At 69.7% G+C, this 19495-nt stretch carries 18 protein-coding genes and 1 riboswitch; of the genes, 8 read left to right on the top strand and 10 right to left on the bottom strand.

The features are described 5' to 3' along the window. Positions 1-122: 122 nt before the first annotated feature. The 5 genes from J0J10_RS10305 to J0J10_RS10285 form a co-directional block, all read right to left on the bottom strand. Positions 123-1598 (bottom strand): hypothetical protein, encoded by a 1476-nt coding sequence (locus J0J10_RS10305; protein ID WP_291646380.1) that lies wholly within the window; start codon positions 1596-1598, stop codon positions 123-125. A 75-nt stretch (positions 1599-1673) separates the two neighbouring features. Next, complete coding sequence (locus J0J10_RS10300; RefSeq protein ID WP_291636071.1) at positions 1674-2231, bottom strand: hypothetical protein; 558 nt, start codon at positions 2229-2231, stop codon at positions 1674-1676. Beyond that, on the bottom strand, positions 2228-3781 hold the full coding sequence (locus J0J10_RS10295) for a hypothetical protein (protein ID WP_291646379.1): 1554 nt from the start codon (positions 3779-3781) through the stop codon (positions 2228-2230). The genes J0J10_RS10300 and J0J10_RS10295 overlap by 4 nt, the downstream gene beginning before the upstream one ends. Positions 3782-3972: 191 nt before the next feature. Then, complete coding sequence (locus tag J0J10_RS10290; protein WP_291646378.1) at positions 3973-4896, bottom strand: hypothetical protein; 924 nt, start codon at positions 4894-4896, stop codon at positions 3973-3975. 50 nt (positions 4897-4946) lie between these two features. Beyond that, positions 4947-5537 (bottom strand): OmpA family protein, encoded by a 591-nt coding sequence (locus tag J0J10_RS10285; RefSeq protein WP_291646377.1) that lies wholly within the window; start codon positions 5535-5537, stop codon positions 4947-4949. A gap of 258 nt (positions 5538-5795) precedes the next feature. Between J0J10_RS10285 and J0J10_RS10280 the strand changes: the two genes are divergently transcribed. Then, positions 5796-6824 (top strand): hypothetical protein, encoded by a 1029-nt coding sequence (locus tag J0J10_RS10280; protein WP_291636063.1) that lies wholly within the window; start codon positions 5796-5798, stop codon positions 6822-6824. Between the two features lie 31 nt (positions 6825-6855). Here the strand turns inward: J0J10_RS10280 and J0J10_RS10275 are convergent, their stop codons facing one another. From J0J10_RS10275 to cobD, 3 genes are all read right to left on the bottom strand, one after another. Then, complete coding sequence (locus tag J0J10_RS10275) at positions 6856-7347, bottom strand: MarR family winged helix-turn-helix transcriptional regulator (RefSeq protein WP_291646376.1); 492 nt, start codon at positions 7345-7347, stop codon at positions 6856-6858. Positions 7348-7560: 213 nt separating this feature from the next. Continuing rightward, a complete protein-coding gene (locus J0J10_RS10270; RefSeq protein ID WP_291646375.1) occupies positions 7561-8532 on the bottom strand; it encodes a D-2-hydroxyacid dehydrogenase in 972 nt (323 codons plus the stop codon). Positions 8533-8697: 165 nt separating this feature from the next. Continuing rightward, positions 8698-9723, bottom strand: a complete 1026-nt coding sequence (cobD, locus tag J0J10_RS10265) for a threonine-phosphate decarboxylase CobD (protein WP_291646374.1) — start codon at positions 9721-9723, stop codon at positions 8698-8700. Here cobD and cbiB point away from each other — a divergent pair. Then, positions 9722-10702, top strand: a complete 981-nt coding sequence (gene cbiB, locus J0J10_RS10260; protein WP_291646373.1) for an adenosylcobinamide-phosphate synthase CbiB — start codon at positions 9722-9724, stop codon at positions 10700-10702. The genes cobD and cbiB overlap by 2 nt on opposite strands. Positions 10703-10709: 7 nt before the next feature. On the opposite strand, the gene cobO is transcribed toward cbiB, so the two are convergent. Both cobO and cobU read right to left on the bottom strand, forming a co-directional pair. Beyond that, positions 10710-11321 carry a cob(I)yrinic acid a,c-diamide adenosyltransferase gene (gene cobO, locus J0J10_RS10255; protein ID WP_291646372.1) on the bottom strand — a complete coding sequence of 204 codons (612 nt, stop codon included), beginning with the start codon at positions 11319-11321 and terminating at the stop codon, positions 10710-10712. A gap of 12 nt (positions 11322-11333) precedes the next feature. Beyond that, positions 11334-11846, bottom strand: coding sequence for a bifunctional adenosylcobinamide kinase/adenosylcobinamide-phosphate guanylyltransferase (gene cobU / locus J0J10_RS10250; protein ID WP_291646371.1), 513 nt, complete (start codon positions 11844-11846; stop codon positions 11334-11336). A 123-nt stretch (positions 11847-11969) separates the two neighbouring features. Beyond that, positions 11970-12149, top strand: a riboswitch (cobalamin riboswitch). A gap of 38 nt (positions 12150-12187) precedes the next feature. Between cobU and J0J10_RS10245 the strand changes: the two genes are divergently transcribed. The 6 genes from J0J10_RS10245 to cobG all read left to right on the top strand — a co-directional run bounded on the left by J0J10_RS10245 (position 12188) and on the right by cobG (position 19495). Then, the gene (locus J0J10_RS10245; protein WP_291646370.1) at positions 12188-12361 is read left to right on the top strand and encodes a CbtB domain-containing protein; all 174 of its coding nucleotides are present in this window, start codon (positions 12188-12190) and stop codon (positions 12359-12361) included. 12 nt (positions 12362-12373) lie between these two features. Next, positions 12374-13117: a CbtA family protein gene (locus tag J0J10_RS10240; protein WP_291646369.1), complete on the top strand. Its 744-nt coding sequence runs from the start codon at positions 12374-12376 to the stop codon at positions 13115-13117. A 48-nt stretch (positions 13118-13165) separates the two neighbouring features. Continuing rightward, complete coding sequence (locus tag J0J10_RS10235; protein WP_291646368.1) at positions 13166-13591, top strand: DUF1636 domain-containing protein; 426 nt, start codon at positions 13166-13168, stop codon at positions 13589-13591. Continuing rightward, positions 13588-14637, top strand: a complete 1050-nt coding sequence (gene cobW / locus J0J10_RS10230; protein WP_291646367.1) for a cobalamin biosynthesis protein CobW — start codon at positions 13588-13590, stop codon at positions 14635-14637. Before J0J10_RS10235 ends, cobW begins: the two co-directional genes overlap by 4 nt. A gap of 62 nt (positions 14638-14699) precedes the next feature. Beyond that, the gene (gene cobN, locus J0J10_RS10225; RefSeq protein WP_291646366.1) at positions 14700-18206 is read left to right on the top strand and encodes a cobaltochelatase subunit CobN; all 3507 of its coding nucleotides are present in this window, start codon (positions 14700-14702) and stop codon (positions 18204-18206) included. Further along, on the top strand, positions 18203-19495 hold the full coding sequence (gene cobG / locus J0J10_RS10220; protein ID WP_291646365.1) for a precorrin-3B synthase: 1293 nt from the start codon (positions 18203-18205) through the stop codon (positions 19493-19495). Before cobN ends, cobG begins: the two co-directional genes overlap by 4 nt.

Raw genomic sequence — 19495 nt, 5'->3', positions numbered from 1 at the left:
ATGGCCGTGGCAGGGATTCAGGACAGGGATCTTTGGGAAGACGGAAGGTGACCGGCAGCGCTCAGGCGGTGCAGGTTACGCGACCCGGGCCGGAGGCCCGGGGCATCGCGGCTCGAACCCGCTCAGCGGCGCTTGATCTCGATCGAGAGCGGCTTCGGTTCCTCGATCCGGATGACCGGGAAGGCCGTGATGCCGCTGCGGATCGCCGTGGGGTTGAACACGAGGCGGGTGGCGCTCGACTTCGAAGCGACGACCGCAGGCCCGGTCCCGGGCTGGAACTTGCCCTTGGCCGGCGCGACCGGCTCAAGCGCCAGTCCGCAGATCTCCTGTGCGTCGATCTGGAGGCTGGTTGCCTCCGCGACATCAATCGCCGACTCGCTGTAGCGCGGGGTCAGCTCGTAGACCTGCGCATCGCAGCTGCTGCCGGCCGGCGGTGACAGCATGACCAGCCGCGCCAGCGCCGGACCGGAGGCTACCGCCGCAGGCACCGAACCCTGCGGTGCCGAACCTTGCGGCCCCGTCTGGGGCTGGCTCGATCCGGCCTGGCCACTCGGTCCGGCCGGAGGCGTGGAAAGCGTCAGCGACGGCGGGGCCTGGTCGGGCCCACGAGCGCCAGGGTCGCGCAGCGCATACCAGGCCGCACCGGCACCACCGGCGAGCAGGACCACGGCCGCCGCGACCAGCGGCAGCCGCGAAGAGGAGGAACGCGACGGCTTCTCACCCAGCACCGAGCCCCGGGAGAACGGCGCGGCTGCCGGCTCGGAGGTGTTGATGGGCGCCTCGGCGGCCGGGCGTGATTGCGGGGCTGCCTGACCAGCAGGCTCGGCGGCAGAAGCAGGCTGTGGCGGCTGCTTCGCCGGCGCGGGTTCGAACGGCTTCAGCGCCATCGAGGCCGAGACCGGGGCGGCAGGCTGCGCCGGCTCCGGCGCCACCGCCTGCGGCTGGAAGGAGCCGGAGCGCAGATAGAGTTCGATCGGCGCCACGATGTCGGCGAGCGAAGCGACGATGGCGATGTGATGCGGCTGATTGCCGAGGATCTTGCCGAGAATGCCGGCCGCGCGCTCGGCCTCGTCGCCATGCGGCACCAAGGCCAGCACCGGGACCGCGCCATGCTCGGCCTCGGCGAAGAGATGGCGCGAGCGGTCGATCTTCGTGGTGAGATGGTATTCCTGCTGGGTGACGCGCGCCTCCGCGGCGGTGTCGGCGACGGACAGGTCGATCGCGCCGGTGCCCCAGATCAGCAGCCTGGCTTCGGCGGCCTTGTGCGTCACCGCCTCGCCATGGGCGAGCGCGCAATGCGCGGCCAGCGTCGGAACCATCCAGCTCTTGCCCTGGTCGATCGCGCCGGACGCGGCGAGACGATAGCTGCCGCCATCCGGCAGGCCGAGAATCTGGCGCAGCGGCTCCCCGGGGCGCAGGAGATTGCTGTACTGCGTGCTCCAGGGCTCGCAGACCTCGGAACTCTCGGTCGCGAGCACGACCCGCGAGACCGGCACGCGCGCCGACCAGGCAAGCTTCTTCAGGATGATGGGCTGGTCGGTGGTGGGCACGACGACGAAGACGCCGGAACGCCTGACGTTCTGATCTCCTGAAGCCATTTCCCTCTCTCGCCAGACGCTGCCGTACCGGAAGCCAAGCCTAAACCCGCCGCCTCTCGCGGCACCTGCTTGACGTTACAGCAGATAAACGCCCGCGAGCGGGTTGGCGAGCATCAATCGCAGCAGATCGCGCTCGGCGTCCTGGCGCGGCAGGTCGATGACGATGTGTTTGTCGACCGGCGCCGGCAAAGCCAGACGGACGACACCCTCGATCGAGACCACCTCGATCATGGTCGGAGCCGGCACCGAGTCCGACAGGCACTGGATGACGAGCGCCGGCGGGGCATCGTCCTCCTCGATCACGTCGAGTTCGAAGGAGCCGATGCGCCGGTGGGTCGCGCTGCTGTCATAGGCGGCAGCGGCCAGTTCGCTACGCGCCACCGCCTGGAAGGAGAGCAGGCGGCGATAGAGCCTTGCCGCCTCGGGATCGGTGCGGATGGCGCGCTCGGCGGCGAAATTGACGGGATCGCCCTTGACCCGGCGGGCATGAGCCCAGAGATCGGCACGGCTGATGCTCGCAGCCGCAGTCTCCTCGGCCTCGGTGCTGGCCAGCGCGGCCAGGACCAACCGGGCGGTCGCACGGCCGATCAGCGGATCATCCTCGATCGGAGCCTGGGTAGCGAAATCTGTCATGGCCGTTTCAACCGCCCTTGATAGCGCTGCGAAAACACTTCGGTGAAGCGCGCCTCGTCGAGCGCGGCCTGGGCAGCCAGGTCGACCGTCTCGCCGAAGCGCCTTTGTTGCCTGATGATCCGCTGCAGGGCTCCCGCCACGGTTCTCAGTGCTCCACCATGCCTTGCGAAGGTCAGCGCCAGTTTCGCATCGTCGATGCGGAAACTGGCGCGATCATGGCGCCAGCGCCGCAGCACCTTCTGTCCCTCGGCTCTCACCGAGGCGCCGGCCGGGCCCTCCAGCGCATCGAGCGCGACGCCGATCAGCAGAAGTTCGTCGAAGCGCTTGCCCAATGCCGCCAGCGCCCCGGCGATACCGGGATAGTCGAAGGGCTCTGGGCTCTGGTCGACCTGCCCGCGATTGGAGCCGGCGACACGGCGGCTGGCTTCGACCAGCCGGTTCTCCCAGGGCGCAACCGCCCGCGAGCGCGCCAAGGTCAGCGGCTGCTCATGCGCGATCGGCAGGAGCGCAATGGCCCGGCCGATGGATTCGCGTTCCTCCTTGTTGAGGAATTTCGGATCGGCCGGCAGGCGCATCAGCGCGGCGTAGACCCGCTCGCGCACCTCCCCGTCCTCGTCCTCCCCCTCGGGCTCGTCATCGGCCTCCTCGTCGAGATCCTCGGGCTCGAGCTCACCAATCAGCGCCTGCTGATCAAGCCAGGCGATCAGCGCCTCCTCCGGGTTCTCCGAAGGCTGCCGCGCCATCAGCGCATCCATCGAGGCCGGAGCCATGAAATCGCGCCGGCCGACACTGGAGCGCTCCTCGCGCATCAGCGCGCTGAAGCGCTCGGCGAAGCGGGCAAAGCTCCAGGTCTCGCCATGCAGCAGGGCGAAGCTCCAGAGCGAAACGAGATCGTCGGGATCGAACTCGCGCTGACGCTCGCGCCGGCCGCTGGCATTAAGGAAGGCCTCGCGCTGACGGATCAGATCGGCGAAGGCGAGCAACGGCAAATGCCGCCGGCGCCAGGCGCGCATGAAGCGGGCCGGCTCCTGCACCGCCCGTTTCAGCCCGTCCTCATCGAAGACGGGCAGGGCGAAGATCGCGTCGAGCGCGTTGCGCAGGGCGGCCAGGCCGCCTTCGGAGCGCTCATCCGCCTCCGCTGCGAACAGGAAATCGGCCAGGCCGAGCGCCCGCCTGATCCGGCTCCAGGAAAAGGAGCGGGTCTTGCCGGCGCCGTATGACAGGGTGACCTCGGTCGCGAAGGCCTCGATCGAGGCTCCGGCCAGCGCCGTGCTGACGCGCTGTTCCTGCCGCAGCGGCCGGAGCAGTATCCCGGTCTCGTCCAGCAGGCAGGCGATGGCGGCATCGCGCGCCGACATGCGTGGCCCGGCCGTCAGCGCTCCCAGCGCGAAAAGAACCTGGAGCATGTCCCAGAGCGGCAGATCGGCGTTCTCCGAGCCGCCGCCGGTGATCGCCAGGACGAATTTCTCTGTATCCCGGGCGGAGAAGCGGCGCGAAGAGGCGATCGTGCCGATCTCCGCGACCCGAGCCGGGTCAATACCCCAATCCATTTGCCAATTGCCCGCATCAAGCATCAGGCACGATCGCGAGGAACGGAAACCAGCCCTTCCGCCTGCGCCGCCCGCAATGCAAACTTCTGCCATAATTAAAATAACAAGCCACCCGGCCCGTGTCGACCGGGTGGCATTTTCGTAGAGGCAGGCCGGTATTAAGGGTTAACCGGCCCCGGCATCTGGTATCGTCAGCGGGTCGCAACCTTGCTGACGATCAGGCGATTACCGGCGAAAGTGATCTGCCCGTTGAGACCGACCAGCTCCATCATCAGGCGGAAATTGCGGGTCAGGCGGGCCGAGTCCGACGAGGTGCTGTAGAAGAAATCGGCCGAGTTGCCGGTCATCCGCACGGTGCGGTGGCTGCGATAGCACCCCCAGCGCACGAACTCGCTCTCGATCCGGTCGACTTCCGAAGCGGTGAACTCGCGCAGCTGGATCTCGAAATCGGTCGGGAGATTGGCGCAGCCATCGCCCTGGGCCACGGCGACGCCACTGCCGACACCGTCCTTGCCACCGCCGGCAATGCCGGGCTGGCGGGCGAAGCCTTCGAGCTTCTGCGCGATCGCGGCGCCGAGATCGGTCGCCAGAACGCGAGAATGGGTGCCGACGGTTTCGAGCAGGCATTCGGCGCCGCAAGGATTGGGCAGCGCCGGCAGCTGGAAGCCGCCGACCTCGAAGGCCGCGATGAACTGGCCGCTGCGCACGTTCAGCACGCGGCCGGCGATGCGGATCTCGGGGAAGCGGATGTCGGCGGCGCCCGCACGGCGCGCCGAAGCGTAGATCTGATAGACGACCATGGCGTCGATCGGCGTCGAGACCGCCCGCGCGATCTCGATCAGCTCGGCGTCGCGGCGGCGGACACGGCCGGTCGGCGTGATGCCGAGGGCCAGGCTGGTCTCGTCATAGACCTGGAAGCCGCGGGTGTTCAGATATTCCGAGAGCTGGAGCTGCACCCGGTTGAAGATGCGGTTATTGCGCGGAACCGTATCGGGATCGGCATCATCCGACATCACCAGCAGATTGATGCGGGAGTTGGTCGACTGGGCGCTGGCGGCGGCTGCGCATGAGAGCAGCAGAGCGAGGCCGAGCATGAGACGCTTGAAGAAGGCCATGGTGGTTACCCCTGGAGGCAGGCGGTTGAAGCGAGAAGGCGACCGGCAGATCAGCCGGTGATGGCGATGATTTCCACCCGGCGATTGACCGGCGAATAGGGGTTGCGCGGATTGCGCAGCATGTCCGGGCCGAAGCCGTGCGGCTGCAAGCGGCCGCCGTCGACGCCGCCATAGCCCATCAGCCAGTTGCGGACCGAGGCCGCGCGATCCTGGGACAAGGCGACATTGTGGTCGTAATCGCCGTCCTGGCTGGTATGCCCGGCGATCAGGAAGCGCTGATCGGCCAAGATCGGATCGCGCAGCGCCACCGCAAGACGCGACAGCGCCTGCTGCGCGCCCGGGCGCAGGGCAGCGGAATTATTGGCGAAGAACACCGTGACCTCGACGCGACGGCTCAGATCGATCTCGACCTCGCCGTAGGAGCGGGTACGGATGCGACGGGTCACCGGTGCGCTGCGCCGGCCGGGGCTGCGGTCATGGGGCGCGAGGGAGCGCAGAATATTAGTGGCGGCCTGATCGGTCTGCGCCAGCGCCGGCACGGAAGCCAGAAGAGGCAGAGCCGTGAACAATCCGCCAAATGTCCGGCGCGTCATGTTCTGATGAAGCGCGGCGCTTTCGTGGTCATGATCTGCGATCTTCACGATCGGTTCCCCCAGGTTGACTTGTCGTATAGTCATATTGCCTCGACAAAGCGACGACCAGCCCGACGCGGAGCGGACGCAGCAATGGCGTTGCCAGAGCCTTGCACGCTTCTGGTGACTTTTCGCGGGGCCCCGCATTTTTCGTGGAACGACACATCTGCGATTTCGCATCGGCCGCTCTCAGGGCCACCGGCGAAAGCAGCCCAGAGCCGGCCAAGGACCGGACAACGTGCTCGCCACTCAATGAGGAGACCCGCAATGGGCTTCCAGACCGACCTTGCCGCCACGACCCGCATCCCCGGCGGAAGCCGCCGCAGCAGCCTCGCCGTCGCCGCCCTCGCCATCATCATCTCGGCCGGCGCAGCGCTCGCCCAGCCCGACCGCGACGGTGCAGCCGCGAACCCGATGCCGAACTTCACGGAAACGGCGCCCGCCGGCGCGCCGAAGATCACGGAACGGCCGCAGTCGCTGCGCCTGGAATTCTCGGCCCGCACCATCACCCTCGGTGTCGTGCAGGCGGCCCGTGAAATCATGACCACAGGCGCGATCCCCTTCGCGCCGGGCAGCTGGGAGGTCACCTCCGAGGCCCAGCGCGCCATCGGCCGCCTGCGCAACGAGTTCCGTGGCAATGTGCCGAAGGGCGCCGCCTTCGCGATCCTGGTCTCCGGCGGCGACGAGGTCGTCAATTACCGCCGGGCACGCGGCCTGCGCACCGCGCTGATCGAGCAGCAGCTCGAGGAAGCCGCCCAGATCGTGATCGCGGCCCGCGCCACAGGCGAGGGCCAGAGCGGCGACACCGGCAAGGCCCGCGTCGACCTCGTGCCGCTCGATCCCAGCCGCTGCGGCGGCTGCGGCAGCACGCCGTTCCGGACCATCGCGCTCGACACCGGCGTCTCGAAGCTGGTGCGTGCCACTGCGGAGGATGTCGTCGTCGCGGTTTCCACGCCGAACGCGGCGGAGAAGCAGGACAGCGACATCACGGCCAAGCCGCTGCCGGCACCGCGCCCCCGCCTGAGCGAGGACCGGCCCAACACGGTGCCGGCTCCTGCGCCGCAACGCGCCCGCGCCGCCCGTCCCGAGGCGCCTGCGCTGGCGATGCCGGCTGCGCCGCCGCGCCCTGTCGCCCGGACCGCGATGACCGAGCGTGACAGCTACCAGGCACCGAAGCGGCGCGCGGCGCGCAGCCGAGCCGGCTGTCCGCAGCCCGACATCATCATCGACGACTACTATCCGGGCGGACCGCTGGTCGGCTGCGACGGCTCCTATGGCCCGCGCCCGCGCTGGTGACTGAGATCGCGGCGGCCATTGGCAGCCGCGATCATTCCTTGCCCGAATCCTGATCGATCCGGGGGTCGGCGAGATTGCGCTGGACCATGCCGAGATAGGCCAGGAAGCGCTCGCGATCCTCGGGAGAAAACCCCTCCGTCGCCTTTTCGACGACACCGACCGCCAGTGGCATGAGCGTCGCCTTCAGCGCCCGCCCCTTCGGCGTCAGCCAGACATGCAGCTTGCGGCGGTCGGCGGCATTGCGCTCGCGCAGGACGAGACCGCTCTTCTCCATGCCGGCGATGGCGCTCAGCGTCGTCGGCTCCATCGTGCCGATCCGGTGCGACAGCTCGCGTTGGGTCAGCCCGTCTTCCTGCCAGAGTGCGCGCAGGAAGTACCACATGCCGAGCGTGACGCCGTGCGGCTCGATCCGCTCCTGCAGATAGCGCTGCGAAGCCCGGTGTGCCATGCGCAGCTGGTAGCCGACGCTGGTCGCAAGCGGCAGCTCATTCTCTTCGTCCGCGCGGTCATTTGGGTCGGCCATGCGCGAATCGTCCCATGCGCGATATTGCGGTGCCAGATCATAGCCCAGGCGCCTGCCGGCGCCCATGTTCCGCCGCCCCTGCGCGAGCATCTGGCGCGGTCGGACGAGATGGCTGGCCGGGCTGCAGCGCGCCCGCCAGAGCTGTCCCGTCCGACGGCAAGACGACCCCGCTCGACATGCCGGGCGGCGCCCCCCCCCCCGCGAGCGGGGGACTCAAACGACCTGATTATGGAGCCCCGCCTCGCCGCGCTCGAGGCGCCCGAGATTTTCCAGCAGCATGTCGACGATGTTGCGTTCATAGGCGCGCGTCTCGCCGGCGCTGTGCGGGGTGACCAGCGCATTGGACAGGGTCCAGAGCGGAGAATCCGCCGGCAGCGGCTCCTCATGGACACAGTCGATGCCGGCGCCGGCGAGGCGGCCGGACGCCAGGGCCGCGATCAGCGCGGATTCGTCGACGACACGGCCGCGCGCGACATTGATCAGAAAGGCCGAGGGCTTCATCGCCGCGAGCGCGGCAGCATCGATCAGCCCCTCGGTTTCCGGCGTGAGCGGGCAGGTCAGCGCGACGATATCCGCCGCAGCGAGCACGCTGGCGAGTTCGGTCGGCGGTACGATCTTCTCGATCCCCGGCTCGCTGCCGCCGCGGCGGCGCACGCCGATGACATGCATGCCGAAGGCGCCGGCGAGGGCTGCGAGCCGCATGCCGATGCGGCCGAGCCCGACCACGACAAGCGTCTTGCCACCGAGTTCGTCCTCACGGCGGGTACGGTCGCCGATCATCGGCCGCCAGAAATGCCTGGCCTGATTGTCGCGGGCGAGATGGAGCTGACGCGCCAATGCCAGGATCAGCGACATCGCATGCTCGGCAACAGCCCGTTCATTGCTGCCCTGGCCACTGGCGAGGCGGATGCCGCCGGCGGCGAGGCGCTGCTTGTCGAACTGGTCGGTGCCGGCGCTGACCGACTGGATGAAGCGCAATTTTCCGGCGCCATCGAGCATCTCGTTGCGCCAGAGCCCGGAAACGACCAGCACATCGGCTTCATGCGCCCTTGCCTTCAGTTCATCGACGGTGCGCACCTCGAAGCTCGCCGCCTCGCCGTGCCGCGCCAGATACTCGTCGCGAAGCTCATAGGCGGCATGGGCGAAGCCGATGGTCAGGGCGTTCCGCTTCGGCCAAGGCTGCATGTCGTTTTCTCCGGGAACTCAGAATCGGGCACAGGCCGCGACGATAGCCTGCGATCGCGCGCCCGTCGCCATCGCCCCCTACCCGATCGGCGGCGCCTCCCAGCCAGCCAACGGATGGCGCTCCGGATTGGCCCGCGAGCCGCCCCCAGGGGGAGCGCAGCGCGGCTACGACCAGCGCCCGTCGCCTTCGGCGCCGAGGACGGTCTCGAGCCGGACCCAGCCCGGCTCGTCGCCCGGCAGGCCGAAGCGCAGGCGCGACGGATCATGCCGGAAGCGCCTGACATAGATGCCCGCCCGCCCGAGACGCTCGAACAGGGCCGGCGCCGCGGATGTCTCGAGCAGGCGATAGAGTATGGTTCCGCCGACGACGCGGCCAGATCTGGCGAGCAGGGCGTCGAGCCGGCGCGCATCGGCGGCACGGGCCTTTTCCTGCGCCGCGAGCCAGCCGGCATCGCCGAGCGCCTGAGTGCCGATTTCGAGTGCCGGTCCCGCCACCGCCCAGGGGCCGAGCATGCCGCGCAACGCCTCGACATGCCGGCTCTCGCCGATCGCGAAGCCGAGCCGCACCCCGGCCAGACCATAGGCCTTACCGAAGGAACGCAGCACCAGCGTCGCTTGCGGCAAGGTCGGAACGAGACTGGCGCCGGGCTGGAAGTCGGCGAAGGCCTCGTCGATCACCAGCAGGCCACCGCGCGCTGCAAGACTGCCTGCCACGGCCGTCAGCGCCGGCAGATCGACAATATGGCCATCGGGATTGTTGGGATTGACCACGACCACGACATCAGCCGCGCCGGCCTCGGCGAGATCGGCGATCTCACAAACCTCGCAGCCGGCTTTCCGCCAGGCCAGCTCGTGCTCGCCATAGGTCGGCCCGAGCACCGCCACGCGCGCCTGCGGCGCGAGGCGCGGCAAGAGCTCGATCAGAATCTGCGTGCCCGGCGCAGCGACGATGGCGCTTGCCGGCAACATGCCATAGGCGCGCCCTGCCGCCGCCAGCAATGCCGCCTCCTCGCGCCCCCCGGGCAGACGCTGCCAGAGGCTTAACGGCAGCGCCGGAAGCGGATAGGGGAAGGGGTTGATACCGGTCGAGAGATCGATCCAGGGCTCCGGTGCATCATGAAAGAGCGCCTTGGCCGTGGCGAGATCGCCGCCATGCCAGATCGCCCCTTCCGTCCCCGCTCCATCCGCCATGATCTTCCCCGACGCTTTGCCGCTGCTCCTCGCCGCCCTGATCATCGAGGCGGCGATCGGCTATCCGGCGCGCTTGTACGCATGGATCGGCCATCCCGTCACCTGGATCGGGGCGCTGATCGCGGCGCTGGACCGCAAGCTGAACCGCGAGAGCGCCGCCTTCTCCAGAAGGCGCCTCGCCGGTCTCGCGGCACTCGCCATCCTGCTTTGCGTGACGCTGGTGGCGAGCCTCGTCCTGCTCTGGCTCTGCCGCCTGGCGGGTGCCTTTGCCCTGCTGCCACTCGCTTTGCTCGCTTCGACCTTGCTGGCGCAGCGCAGCCTTTACGAGCATGTCGTCGCCGTCGCCGAGGGGCTCGAGAAGGATGGACTGCATGGCGGGCGCAAGGCGGTCGCGATGATCGTCGGGCGCGATCCTGAGAGCCTCGACGAGGCCGGCGTGGCGCGGGCCGCGATCGAGAGCCTGTCGGAGAATTTCTCCGACGGCATCATAGCGCCTGCCTTCTGGCTCGGTGTGGGCGGCTTGCCGGGCGCGGCCCTCTACAAGGCGATCAACACCGCCGATTCGATGATCGGCCATAAATCGCCGCGCCATCTCGCCTTCGGCTGGGCGGCGGCGCGGCTCGACGACCTCGTCAACCTGCCGGCCTCGCGGCTGACCGCTTTGCTACTGATCGGCGCGGCGGCGCTCGACCGACAGGCCGATGCCTCCGCCGCCTGGCGCGCCGTGCGCCGCGACGCAAGGCGCCACCGCTCGCCCAATGCCGGCTGGCCGGAGGCGGCGATGGCGGGGGCGCTCGGGCTTCGGCTCGCCGGGCCGCGCGTCTATGGCGCGGTCAAGGTCGAGGATGGTTGGATGGGCGACGGACGGGCCGAGGCGAAGGCGGCCGACATCCGACGAGCGCTCGGGCTCTACCGGAAATCCTGCCTGATCCTGTGGGGGCTGGCGGGGCTCGGCAGCCTCGCAGTGCTAGCTGGCTGAGCGACACTTAGAACTCGATCCCCTCCTGCGCCTTTACGCCGGCGGCGAAATGGTGCTTCACCAGCGTCATCTCGGTGACGAGATCGGCGACCTCGATCAACTCCGGCTTGGCATTGCGGCCGGTGACGACGATGTGGAGATCGGCCCGGCGCGCCTGCAGCACCGCCACGACCTCGGCGAGCGGCAGATAGTCGTAGCGCAGGGCGATGTTGAGCTCGTCCAGCACCAGAAGCCGGATGCTCTCGTCGGCCATCAGCTCCTTCGCCTTCTCGAAGGCTCTCGTCGCGGCGGCGATGTCGCGCGCCTTGTCCTGCGTCTCCCAGGTAAAGCCCTCGCCCATCGAATGCCAGGAGATCTGATCGCCGAAGGCCTCCAGCGCCCGACGCTCGCCGGTCGACCAGGCGCCCTTGATGAACTGGACGACGCCGATGCGCCAGCCATGGCCAAGCGCCCGCAGGATCAGGCCGAAGGCGGCGGTCGACTTGCCCTTGCCGGGGCCGGTGTTGACGATCAGCAGCCCCTTCTCGAGCGTCTTGCCGGCGACCTCGGCGTCCTGGACCGCCTTGCGCTTCTCCATCTTCGCCTTGTGGCGTGCGGCCTCGCCGTCATCGATCGTCATCGCTTTTCCCTGCTATTTCACCTGCATCGGCAGACCGGCGACCATGAAGACCACGCGCTCCGCCTGACTCGCAAGGCGCTGATGCAACCGCCCGGCCTCGTCGCGGAAGCGGCGGGCGAGCGCATTCTCCGGCACGATGCCGAGGCCGACCTCGTTCGAAACCAGCACGATCGGCCCCTGCGCCTCGCGGCAGGCGAGCATCAAATCACCTGTGGCGATGGCGATATCGCGCTCGGCCAGGATGAGATTGGTCAGCCAGAGCGTCAGGCAGTCGACCAGCACCGGCCGCCCGGGCGGAACGGCACGCAGAGCCTCCGGCAGCGCCATCGGCGCGTCGATCGTCCGCCAGTCCGGCGAGCGGCGGGCCCGGTGCTCGGCGATCCGCGCACGCATCTCCTCGTCATAGGCCTGGGCGGTGGCGATGTAGATCCAGGGAGCCGGCAGGGCTTCGATCAGCGTCTCGGCATGGCGGCTCTTGCCGGAACGGGCGCCGCCGAGAACGAGGGTGAGCGGGGGAACGGTCATGTCTTGGTCTCCGCGTCATGCTCGGGCGAAGAGCCGAGCATCTCTTTCAGGAGATTCTCGGCTCTTCGCTACGCTTCCGGCCGAGAATGACGTGAGTGCATTGCACAGCGCCCGCCGGATGGCTAATGATCATCCCCGACGGTGCCTCGGCGACGAGGTGAAAAGGGAACGCGGTGCGATGCCGCGGCTGCCCCCGCAACTGTAAGCGGCGCGTCCTGCGCCATCGGCCACTGGGTTTCCCGGGAAGGCGGAGCAGGACACCAAGCCGTGAGCCAGGAGACCTGCCGTCTTTCGATGTCGTCCAACAGGCTGCCGGTGGGGTGGCCAGGAAGTGAACCAAGATGAATACGGCTACCGTCTCCAGCCAGACCAGCGTCTCCGAGCGCGCGAAAGCCGTTGCCGCGGCGCTGATCCTCGGCTTCGTGCTGGTCTACACCGTCGGCTTCGCGGCCTCCGCGAATGTCCACAATGCGGCGCATGACGCCCGCCACGGCCTCGCCTTCCCCTGCCACTGACGGGGAAGCCAAATGGTCACGCGTGTTCTCACGGTCAGTCTTCTGGCCGGGCTTCTGGCTGGGCTGCTGATATCGGCGCTCCAGCACGTCACCACGACACCGCTCATCCTCAAGGCCGAGACCTATGAGGCGGCGCTGCGCGCGCAGCCCGCACCGATGCAGGCGGCCTTCACCGGCGAAGCCCGCATCCACCTCGCGCACGGCCCGGCCGCGCATGGGGACGAGCATGAATGGAAGCCGCAGGACGGTTTCCAGCGCACCGCCTTCACCAGCCTGGTGACGATCGGCACCGCGATCGGCTTCGCCGCCCTTTTGCTCGCCGGCATGATCGCGGCGAACGAGCGGATCGACGAGCGCCGCGCCCTGGCCTGGGCGGTCTGCGGCTTCCTCGCCTTCGGGCTCGCCCCCGCTATGGGGCTGGCGCCGGAACTGCCGGGCGCAGCCGCGGCGGAGCTACAGCACCGGCAGCTCTGGTGGCTGATGACCGCAGCCGTCACCGCGGGCGCGCTCTTCGTCTTCCTGCGGGTCGGGGCCTCCTGGGCAAGGGCGCTCGCCGTGCTCGCTTTGCTGCTGCCGCATCTAATCGGCGCGCCGCACCCGGTCGCTCCGGAAAGCCGGGTCCCCGCCGAGATCGCGGCGCATTTCGCGGCGCTCTCGCTCGCCATCCAGGCCGCGCTCTGGCTCGCCACCGGCTTCGCCGTCGGCGTGCTCTGGCCCTGGGCCACGCGCCGCAGCGCCGCCACGGCGGCGGCCTGACGCCTCGCGCGGCCGGAAACGGCCGCGCCAGTCCAAGGAAGCAGTCTCATGCTCGAAGGCGATCTCGCCCTCGCGACCGTCGCCCGGCTGGAGCCGGGCTGCACCATCCATGTCTGCACAGCCTGCCGGCGCCAGCGCGACGATCTGCCTGACGGCTATGACCGGCCGGGCGTCGCGCTCGCATCGGCCCTGGCCGCGCGCCTTGCCAGCAGCCGCGTCGCCGTCGTCGAGGTCGAATGCCTCGCCGTCTGCAAGCGGCCCTGCACCATCGCGCTCGCCGCCGACGGCAAGTGGACCTATCTGATCGGTGACCTCGACACCGACAGCCATCTCGACGAGATCGTCGGCGCGGCGCAGAGCTTTGCCGCCAGCGCCAACGGCATCGTTCCCTGGAAGGAAAGACCCGCCTCGTTCCGCAAGGGCGTGGTCGCGCGCGTGCCTCCGCTGCCGCGCCAGCAAGGATCTGATCAATGAACGCTCCCCAGAACCCCACGCTCGGCAAGGTGCCGTGCACGATCATCACCGGCTTCCTCGGCGCCGGGAAGACGACCCTCGTCCGGCATCTGCTCGAGAATGCCGGCGGCAAGCGCCTCGCCGTGCTGGTCAACGAATTCGGCCATCTGGGCTTCGACGGCTCCTTCATCGCCGGCTGCGGCATCGAGGGCTGCTCGGAGGATGACATCGTCGAGCTGCCGAATGGCTGCATCTGCTGCACTGTCGCCGATGACTTCGTGCCGGCACTGGTGAAGCTGCTCGACCGGCCGAACCCGCCGCAGCACATCCTGATCGAGACCTCGGGCCTGGCTCTGCCGAAGCCGCTGGTCCAGGCCTTCAACTGGCCGGCGATCCGCAGCCGCGTCACCGTCGACGGCGTGATCGCAGTGGTCGACGGGCCGGCCGTCGCCGAGGGCCAGTTCGCCGACGATCCCGAAGCGCTGAAGGCACAGGCGGCTCAGGACCAGTCGGTAGACCACGACAACCCGCTGGAGGAGGTGTTCGAGGACCAGATCCTCTGTGCCGACCTGATCCTGCTCAACAAGAGCGACCTCGTCGACGCGGAAGGGCGCGAGCGGGTCAAGGCCGAGATCGCCAAGCACCTGCCCAAGGCGATCAAGGTGGTCGAGACCGCTCATGGCAAGGTCGAGCCGGCCCTGATCATCGGGCTCGGCGCCGCCGCCGAAGCCGACCTCGCGGCCCGCCCCTCGCATCATGGCGAGGGCGAGGACCATGATCATGACGATTTCGACAGCGTCGCCCTGCCGCTGCCGGAAGCCGGCTCGCCGGAGGAACTCGTCGCCCGCCTCGCCAAGGCCGCCGAGGCCGAAGGCGTGCTGCGCCTGAAGGGCTTTGCCGCCGTCCCCGGCAAGCGGATGCGGCTCGTGGTGCAGGGCGTCGGCCGACGCATCGGCCACCATTACGACCGCGCCTGGGAGGCCGACGAGGCCCGTGACGGCAGGCTCGTCGTCATCGGCCTCAAAGGCTTCGACCGCTCCGCCGTCGAGGCCGCCCTCAAGGGCTGAAAGCGATGATGTCCAGACGGCGGTCTCGCGCCTTCCGGACATCATGTTGAGAAAGTGATGCGATGCATCTGCTTCCGACCAGCGAGGTGAGGCTCGACGACGGCGAAGACGCCGTCGACCTCGCCTTGCCGCCGGGAGACATCATCGTTCTCTCCTTCAGCGACAGCGATCTTTCGGCGGTGGCGGCGGCCTCTTCGTCCTGGTCGGGCTTGTCCCGACCATCCAGGCCTTCCCTTGGCACGGCCAGTGTTCAAGACATGGATGCTCGCCACAAGGGCGAGCATGACGGCGGAGGCGCGGCACTCACGCTTCGCCTCGTGCCGCTGCGACGCTGCAAGCATCCGCTCTCGATCGACATGCTGATCGAAAAGACGTTGAGCCGCTCGCGTTTCGTGCTGCTGCGCTGCCTTGGCGGACTCGACAGCTGGCGCTACGGGATCGAGCAGGTCGCTGCCGCCTGCCGGCAGCACGGCGTGGCGCTCGCCGTGCTGCCCGGCGACGACCGGGAGGATGAGCGGCTGGCCGGCCATGGCACGGTGCCGCCGGCTTTCGCGGGCGCGCTGCTGGGCTATTTCCACGCCGGCGGCGGTGCCGAGAACATGCGGCGGCTGCTGGGGCGTATCGACGGTTATCTCGCAACGCTGCCCTCATCCGACCCGGCTGCGCCGGGGAGAAGGTCCCGGCAGGGGGATGAGGGACAGCGCGACCTCGCTGCCCTCCCGCTCCCGCCGCTCTTCGCCCTCGGCCCCGACGCCGCGCCCCTGCCCTGGCGCACCGCGCTCGCCGCCCTGCCGGCCGAAATGCCTCTCGTTCCCGTCCTGGTCTATCGCTCCGGCGTCGCCGCCGGTGACACCGCGATGGTCGAGGCGATCGTGGCAGCCCTTGCCGAGCGCGGCCTCGCCCCGCTTCCGCTCGCCCTGACCAGCCTCAAGGATGCTACCGTCGCGGCCGGGCTCGCCGAGCTGATCGCGGCACGCAAGCCGGCGCTGATCATCACCAGCACCGCCTTCTCGGCCCGCGAGGGCGAGGGCTTCGTACTCGACGCTGCCGATTGTCCGATCTTGCAGGCCGTGCCGGTCGGCAGCGCCCGCGAGGCCTGGGAAGCCTCGCCACGCGGGCTTTCCGCCGCCGACCTCGCCATGCAGGCGGCGCTGCCGGAGTTCGACGGCAGGCTCGGCGCGATCCCTGTCGCCTTCAAGCAGGAGGTCAGCGATCCCGCGACCGGCCTCAGCCTGCGCCGGCTCGCGCCCGATGCGGACGGCATAGCCGCGCTCGCCGAGCTCGCGGCGAACTGGGTGGCGCTCGGCCGCAAGCCGGCCGCCGAGCGGCGGCTCGCTCTGGTGATGTCGGACTATCCCGCCCGCGGCGGCCGCGCCGGCTTCGCCGTCGGACTCGACACGCCGGCGAGCGCGCTGGCGACCCGGGAATTGCTGGCCGGGGCGGGGTATGATGTCGCCCGCAACGTCGTCCCTACGCTCAGCCCTCATCCTGAGGAGACGCGGCCTGCAGCCGCTCCTCAGGATGAGGGCTGGCGGTTGATGTCCGCACTCACCGAGGGCCCCGCCGACTTCGCCGTTCCGCTCTCGGCCTACCGCAACTGGCTCGCCACGATTCCAGCGGCCGCCCGCGATGCGCTTATCGCCAGCCATGGCGCCCCCGAAGCCGACACGGCCTGCAACGGCGGAACCTTCCGCTTCCGTCTGATGCGCTTCGGCAAGCTCGCCATCGCCCTGCAGCCGGCTCGCGACGCCTCGCCCGACCGCAAGGCGCGCTATCACGATCCCGACGCGCCGCCGGGACATGGCTATCTCGCCTTCTACCTCGGCTTGCGGGAAGTCGAGCGGGTCGACACCCTGATTCATCTCGGCACCCATGGCACGACCGAATGGCTACCCGGCAAGGCGGTGGCGCTCTCGGCCGCATGCTGGCCTCGCCTTGCCATCGGCGCACTGCCGGTGATCTATCCCTATGTCGTCGACGACCCCGGCGAGGCGGCCCCCGCCAAGCGCCGGCTTTCAGCTCTGACGCTCGGCCATCTGCCACCGCCATTGGCAGCCGACGAAACCGCCGGCGAGGCGGCCCTGCTGCGCGATCTCGTCGAGGAATATGCGCAGGCGCAGGTGCTCGATCCGCGCCGCGCCGAGATCGTGGCGCGCGAAATCATCGACCGGGCGCAAGCGAGCGGGCTCGCCGCCGCCTGCGGCGTAACCTCCGACCAGGACATGCCGAGCGCGCTCGCGGCGCTCGATGCGCATCTCTGCGACCTCGCCGAGATGCAGTTCCGCGACGGCCTGCACATCTTCGGCAGCTCGGAAGCCGATCCGGAATCGGCTGCTAACGAGCGTCGCAACCTGCTGAAGGCCCTCGATGCCCGCTTCGTGCCGCCCGGCCCCGCCGGGGCGCCACAGCGCGGCCGCCCGGACGTGCTGCCGACCGGGCGCAACCTCTCGACGCTCGATCCGCGTGCCGTGCCGACACGCGCCGCCGCCAGATTGGGGAGGCTGGCGGCCGAGGCCGTAGTCGCCCGCCATCTCCAGGACGAGGGCGATTATCCGCGCCGGATCGTCATGGATCTCTGGGCTTCTCCCACCCTGCGTTCCGGCGGCGAAGACATAGCGCATGCGCTGCATCTGATGGGGGTCGCGCCGGTCTGGGACCATGGCTCGACCCGGGTCACGGGCTTCGCCATCACGCCGCAGGCCAAGCTCGCCCAGCCGCGGCTCGACGTGACGATCCGCATTTCCGGTGCCTTCCGCGACACGTTTCCGGCGCAGATCGCCCTGCTCGACGCCGCCGCCAGAGCCGTCGCGGCGCTCGACGAGCCCGAGGAATGGAACGAGCCGGCCGCCGCCCGCCGGCGCGGCGAGACCGGCAGCCGGATCTTCGGCGCCGCGCCCGGCCGCTATGGCGCGGCCATGGCCGACCGGGCGCTCGATGGCGACTGGCGCTCGCGCGACGAACTCGGCGCGGCCTATCTCGCAGCCAGCAGCCATGCCTATGGCGGGGCGGACGGGTCAGGACGGGCCGATATCGGCTTCGCGGCAAGGGTCGCGGCGGCCGATGCCTTCATCCATGCCAGCGACACCGCCGGCCGCGACATACTGGAAGCGACGAGCGCGGCCGATGCGATCGGCGGCTTCGTCGCGGCAATGCGGGCGCTGGGCGGAGAGGCGGTGACCTACAGCCTCGATACCTCCGATCCGCAGGCTCCGAAGGCGCGGACGCTCGCCGAGGATGTCTCGCGCATCGTCCATGGCCGGCTCTGTCATCCCCGCTGGATCGAAAGCCATCTCGCCCATGGCTGGCGCGGCGCGGCCGAGCTCGCCGAGGCGGTCGATGCGCTCTTCGTCTATGCCGCGAGCACGGACGCCGTCTCGGACGCCCTGTTCGATGCGGTGTTCCAGGCCTATTGCGGCAATGCCGCGACCTGGCAGGCGCTGGAGGCGGTCAACGCGCCGGCCGCCGCTTCGATCCGCTCGCGTCTCGCCGAGGCGCAGACGCGCGGGCTCTGGCGCAGCCGGCTGAACTCCACGGCGCTGCTCGCCGCCGAGCGGGAGGCGGCGGAATGAGCCTGCCCGCCCCCGCAACGATGCGACGCGGCTGGTGCCCCGGCACCTTGCGGCCGATGCAGACCGGCGATGGCTGGCTGGTGCGGCTGCATCCACCGCGCGGAGCGCTTTCGCCGGCGCAGCTGGCATTTATCGGCGAACTGGCGACCCGCCATGGCAACGGGCAGATCGAGATTTCGAGCCGCGGCAATCTCCAGCTGCGCGGCGTGCGCGAAGAGACACATTCGGCACTGGTCGCGGAACTGCTCGCCGCCGGGCTGGTCGACGAGGCGACGGGCGAGGGGCCGCACCGGCTGGTGCTGGCTTCGCCGCTCGCCGGCCGTGAAGCGGGCGAGTTGCTCGACGCTGCCGCCCTCGCCGCAGCGGTCGAAAGCGCCGGCCGCCGCGTCGCGGGGCTGCCGGCCAAGTTCTCGATCGTGGTCGATGGCGGCGGCCCTCTGGCGCTCGACGATTTTGCGGCCGATCTGCGCTTGCGCGCCGTCGCCATCGAGGCCGTCGCCTTCGGCCTGCCGGGCGGGCTCTGGTTCGGACCGGTCGATCCGGCAACTGCGCCCGCGATCGCCGCGATGCTGCTCACCGGCTTCACCGCCGAGGCGCGCGTCAGAAGCGGCGAGGTCCGGCGCATGCGCGAGCTCGACGACGAGGCGCTGAACGCGCTCGCCGCCGTGTGCGGCCTGGCTCCGATGCCGGCTCCCACGGCGCGCCCTTCCCCTGCACCGGTTGGCGTCGCCGCCGAGCGGGACAACCGTTTCGCAGTCCTCGCCGGCCTGCCCTTCGGCCGCGGCGACGCCGCAAGCCTGGCCCGACTCGCGGAACTGGCCGAGCGTTTCGCGATCGAAGAGATCCGGCTCTCGCCCTGGCGCGGTCTCGGCTTCTGCGGGGTTTCGGGCGCCGCCGCCGAGGAGCTGGCTGCCGCCCTCGCACAAGAAGGCCTCGTGCTCTCGCCAAGCGACCCGCGCCTGCCCGTCTCGGCCTGTGCCGGCGCGCCGGCCTGCGATCGTGCCACCGCAGCGACGCTCGCTGATGCTGGACCTCTGTCGCAGGTCCTGGCGCCCCTGCTGGCGGAGGGGCTGACGCTGCATCTTTCCGGCTGCGTCAAATCCTGCGCCCGCCAGGGCGCTGCCGACCTCACCCTCCTGGCCAGCGAGGCCGGCTACGACGTCATCCTCGCCGGCAGCACCCGTGGCAAGCCGATCGCACATCTGACGCTGGCGGAACTTGTGCGCCGGCTCGAACCGGGTCAGGACATCCGCGCGCGCCTCGAGGCCGCAGCGCACCATCGGGAATGA

Origin of the sequence: Allobosea sp., assembly GCF_017308075.1 — a bacterium.
Taxonomy (GTDB): Bacteria; Pseudomonadota; Alphaproteobacteria; order Rhizobiales; family Beijerinckiaceae; genus Allobosea.
Note: the sequence above shows the minus strand (reverse complement) of the source record. Positions and strands in the feature narration are given on the sequence as shown.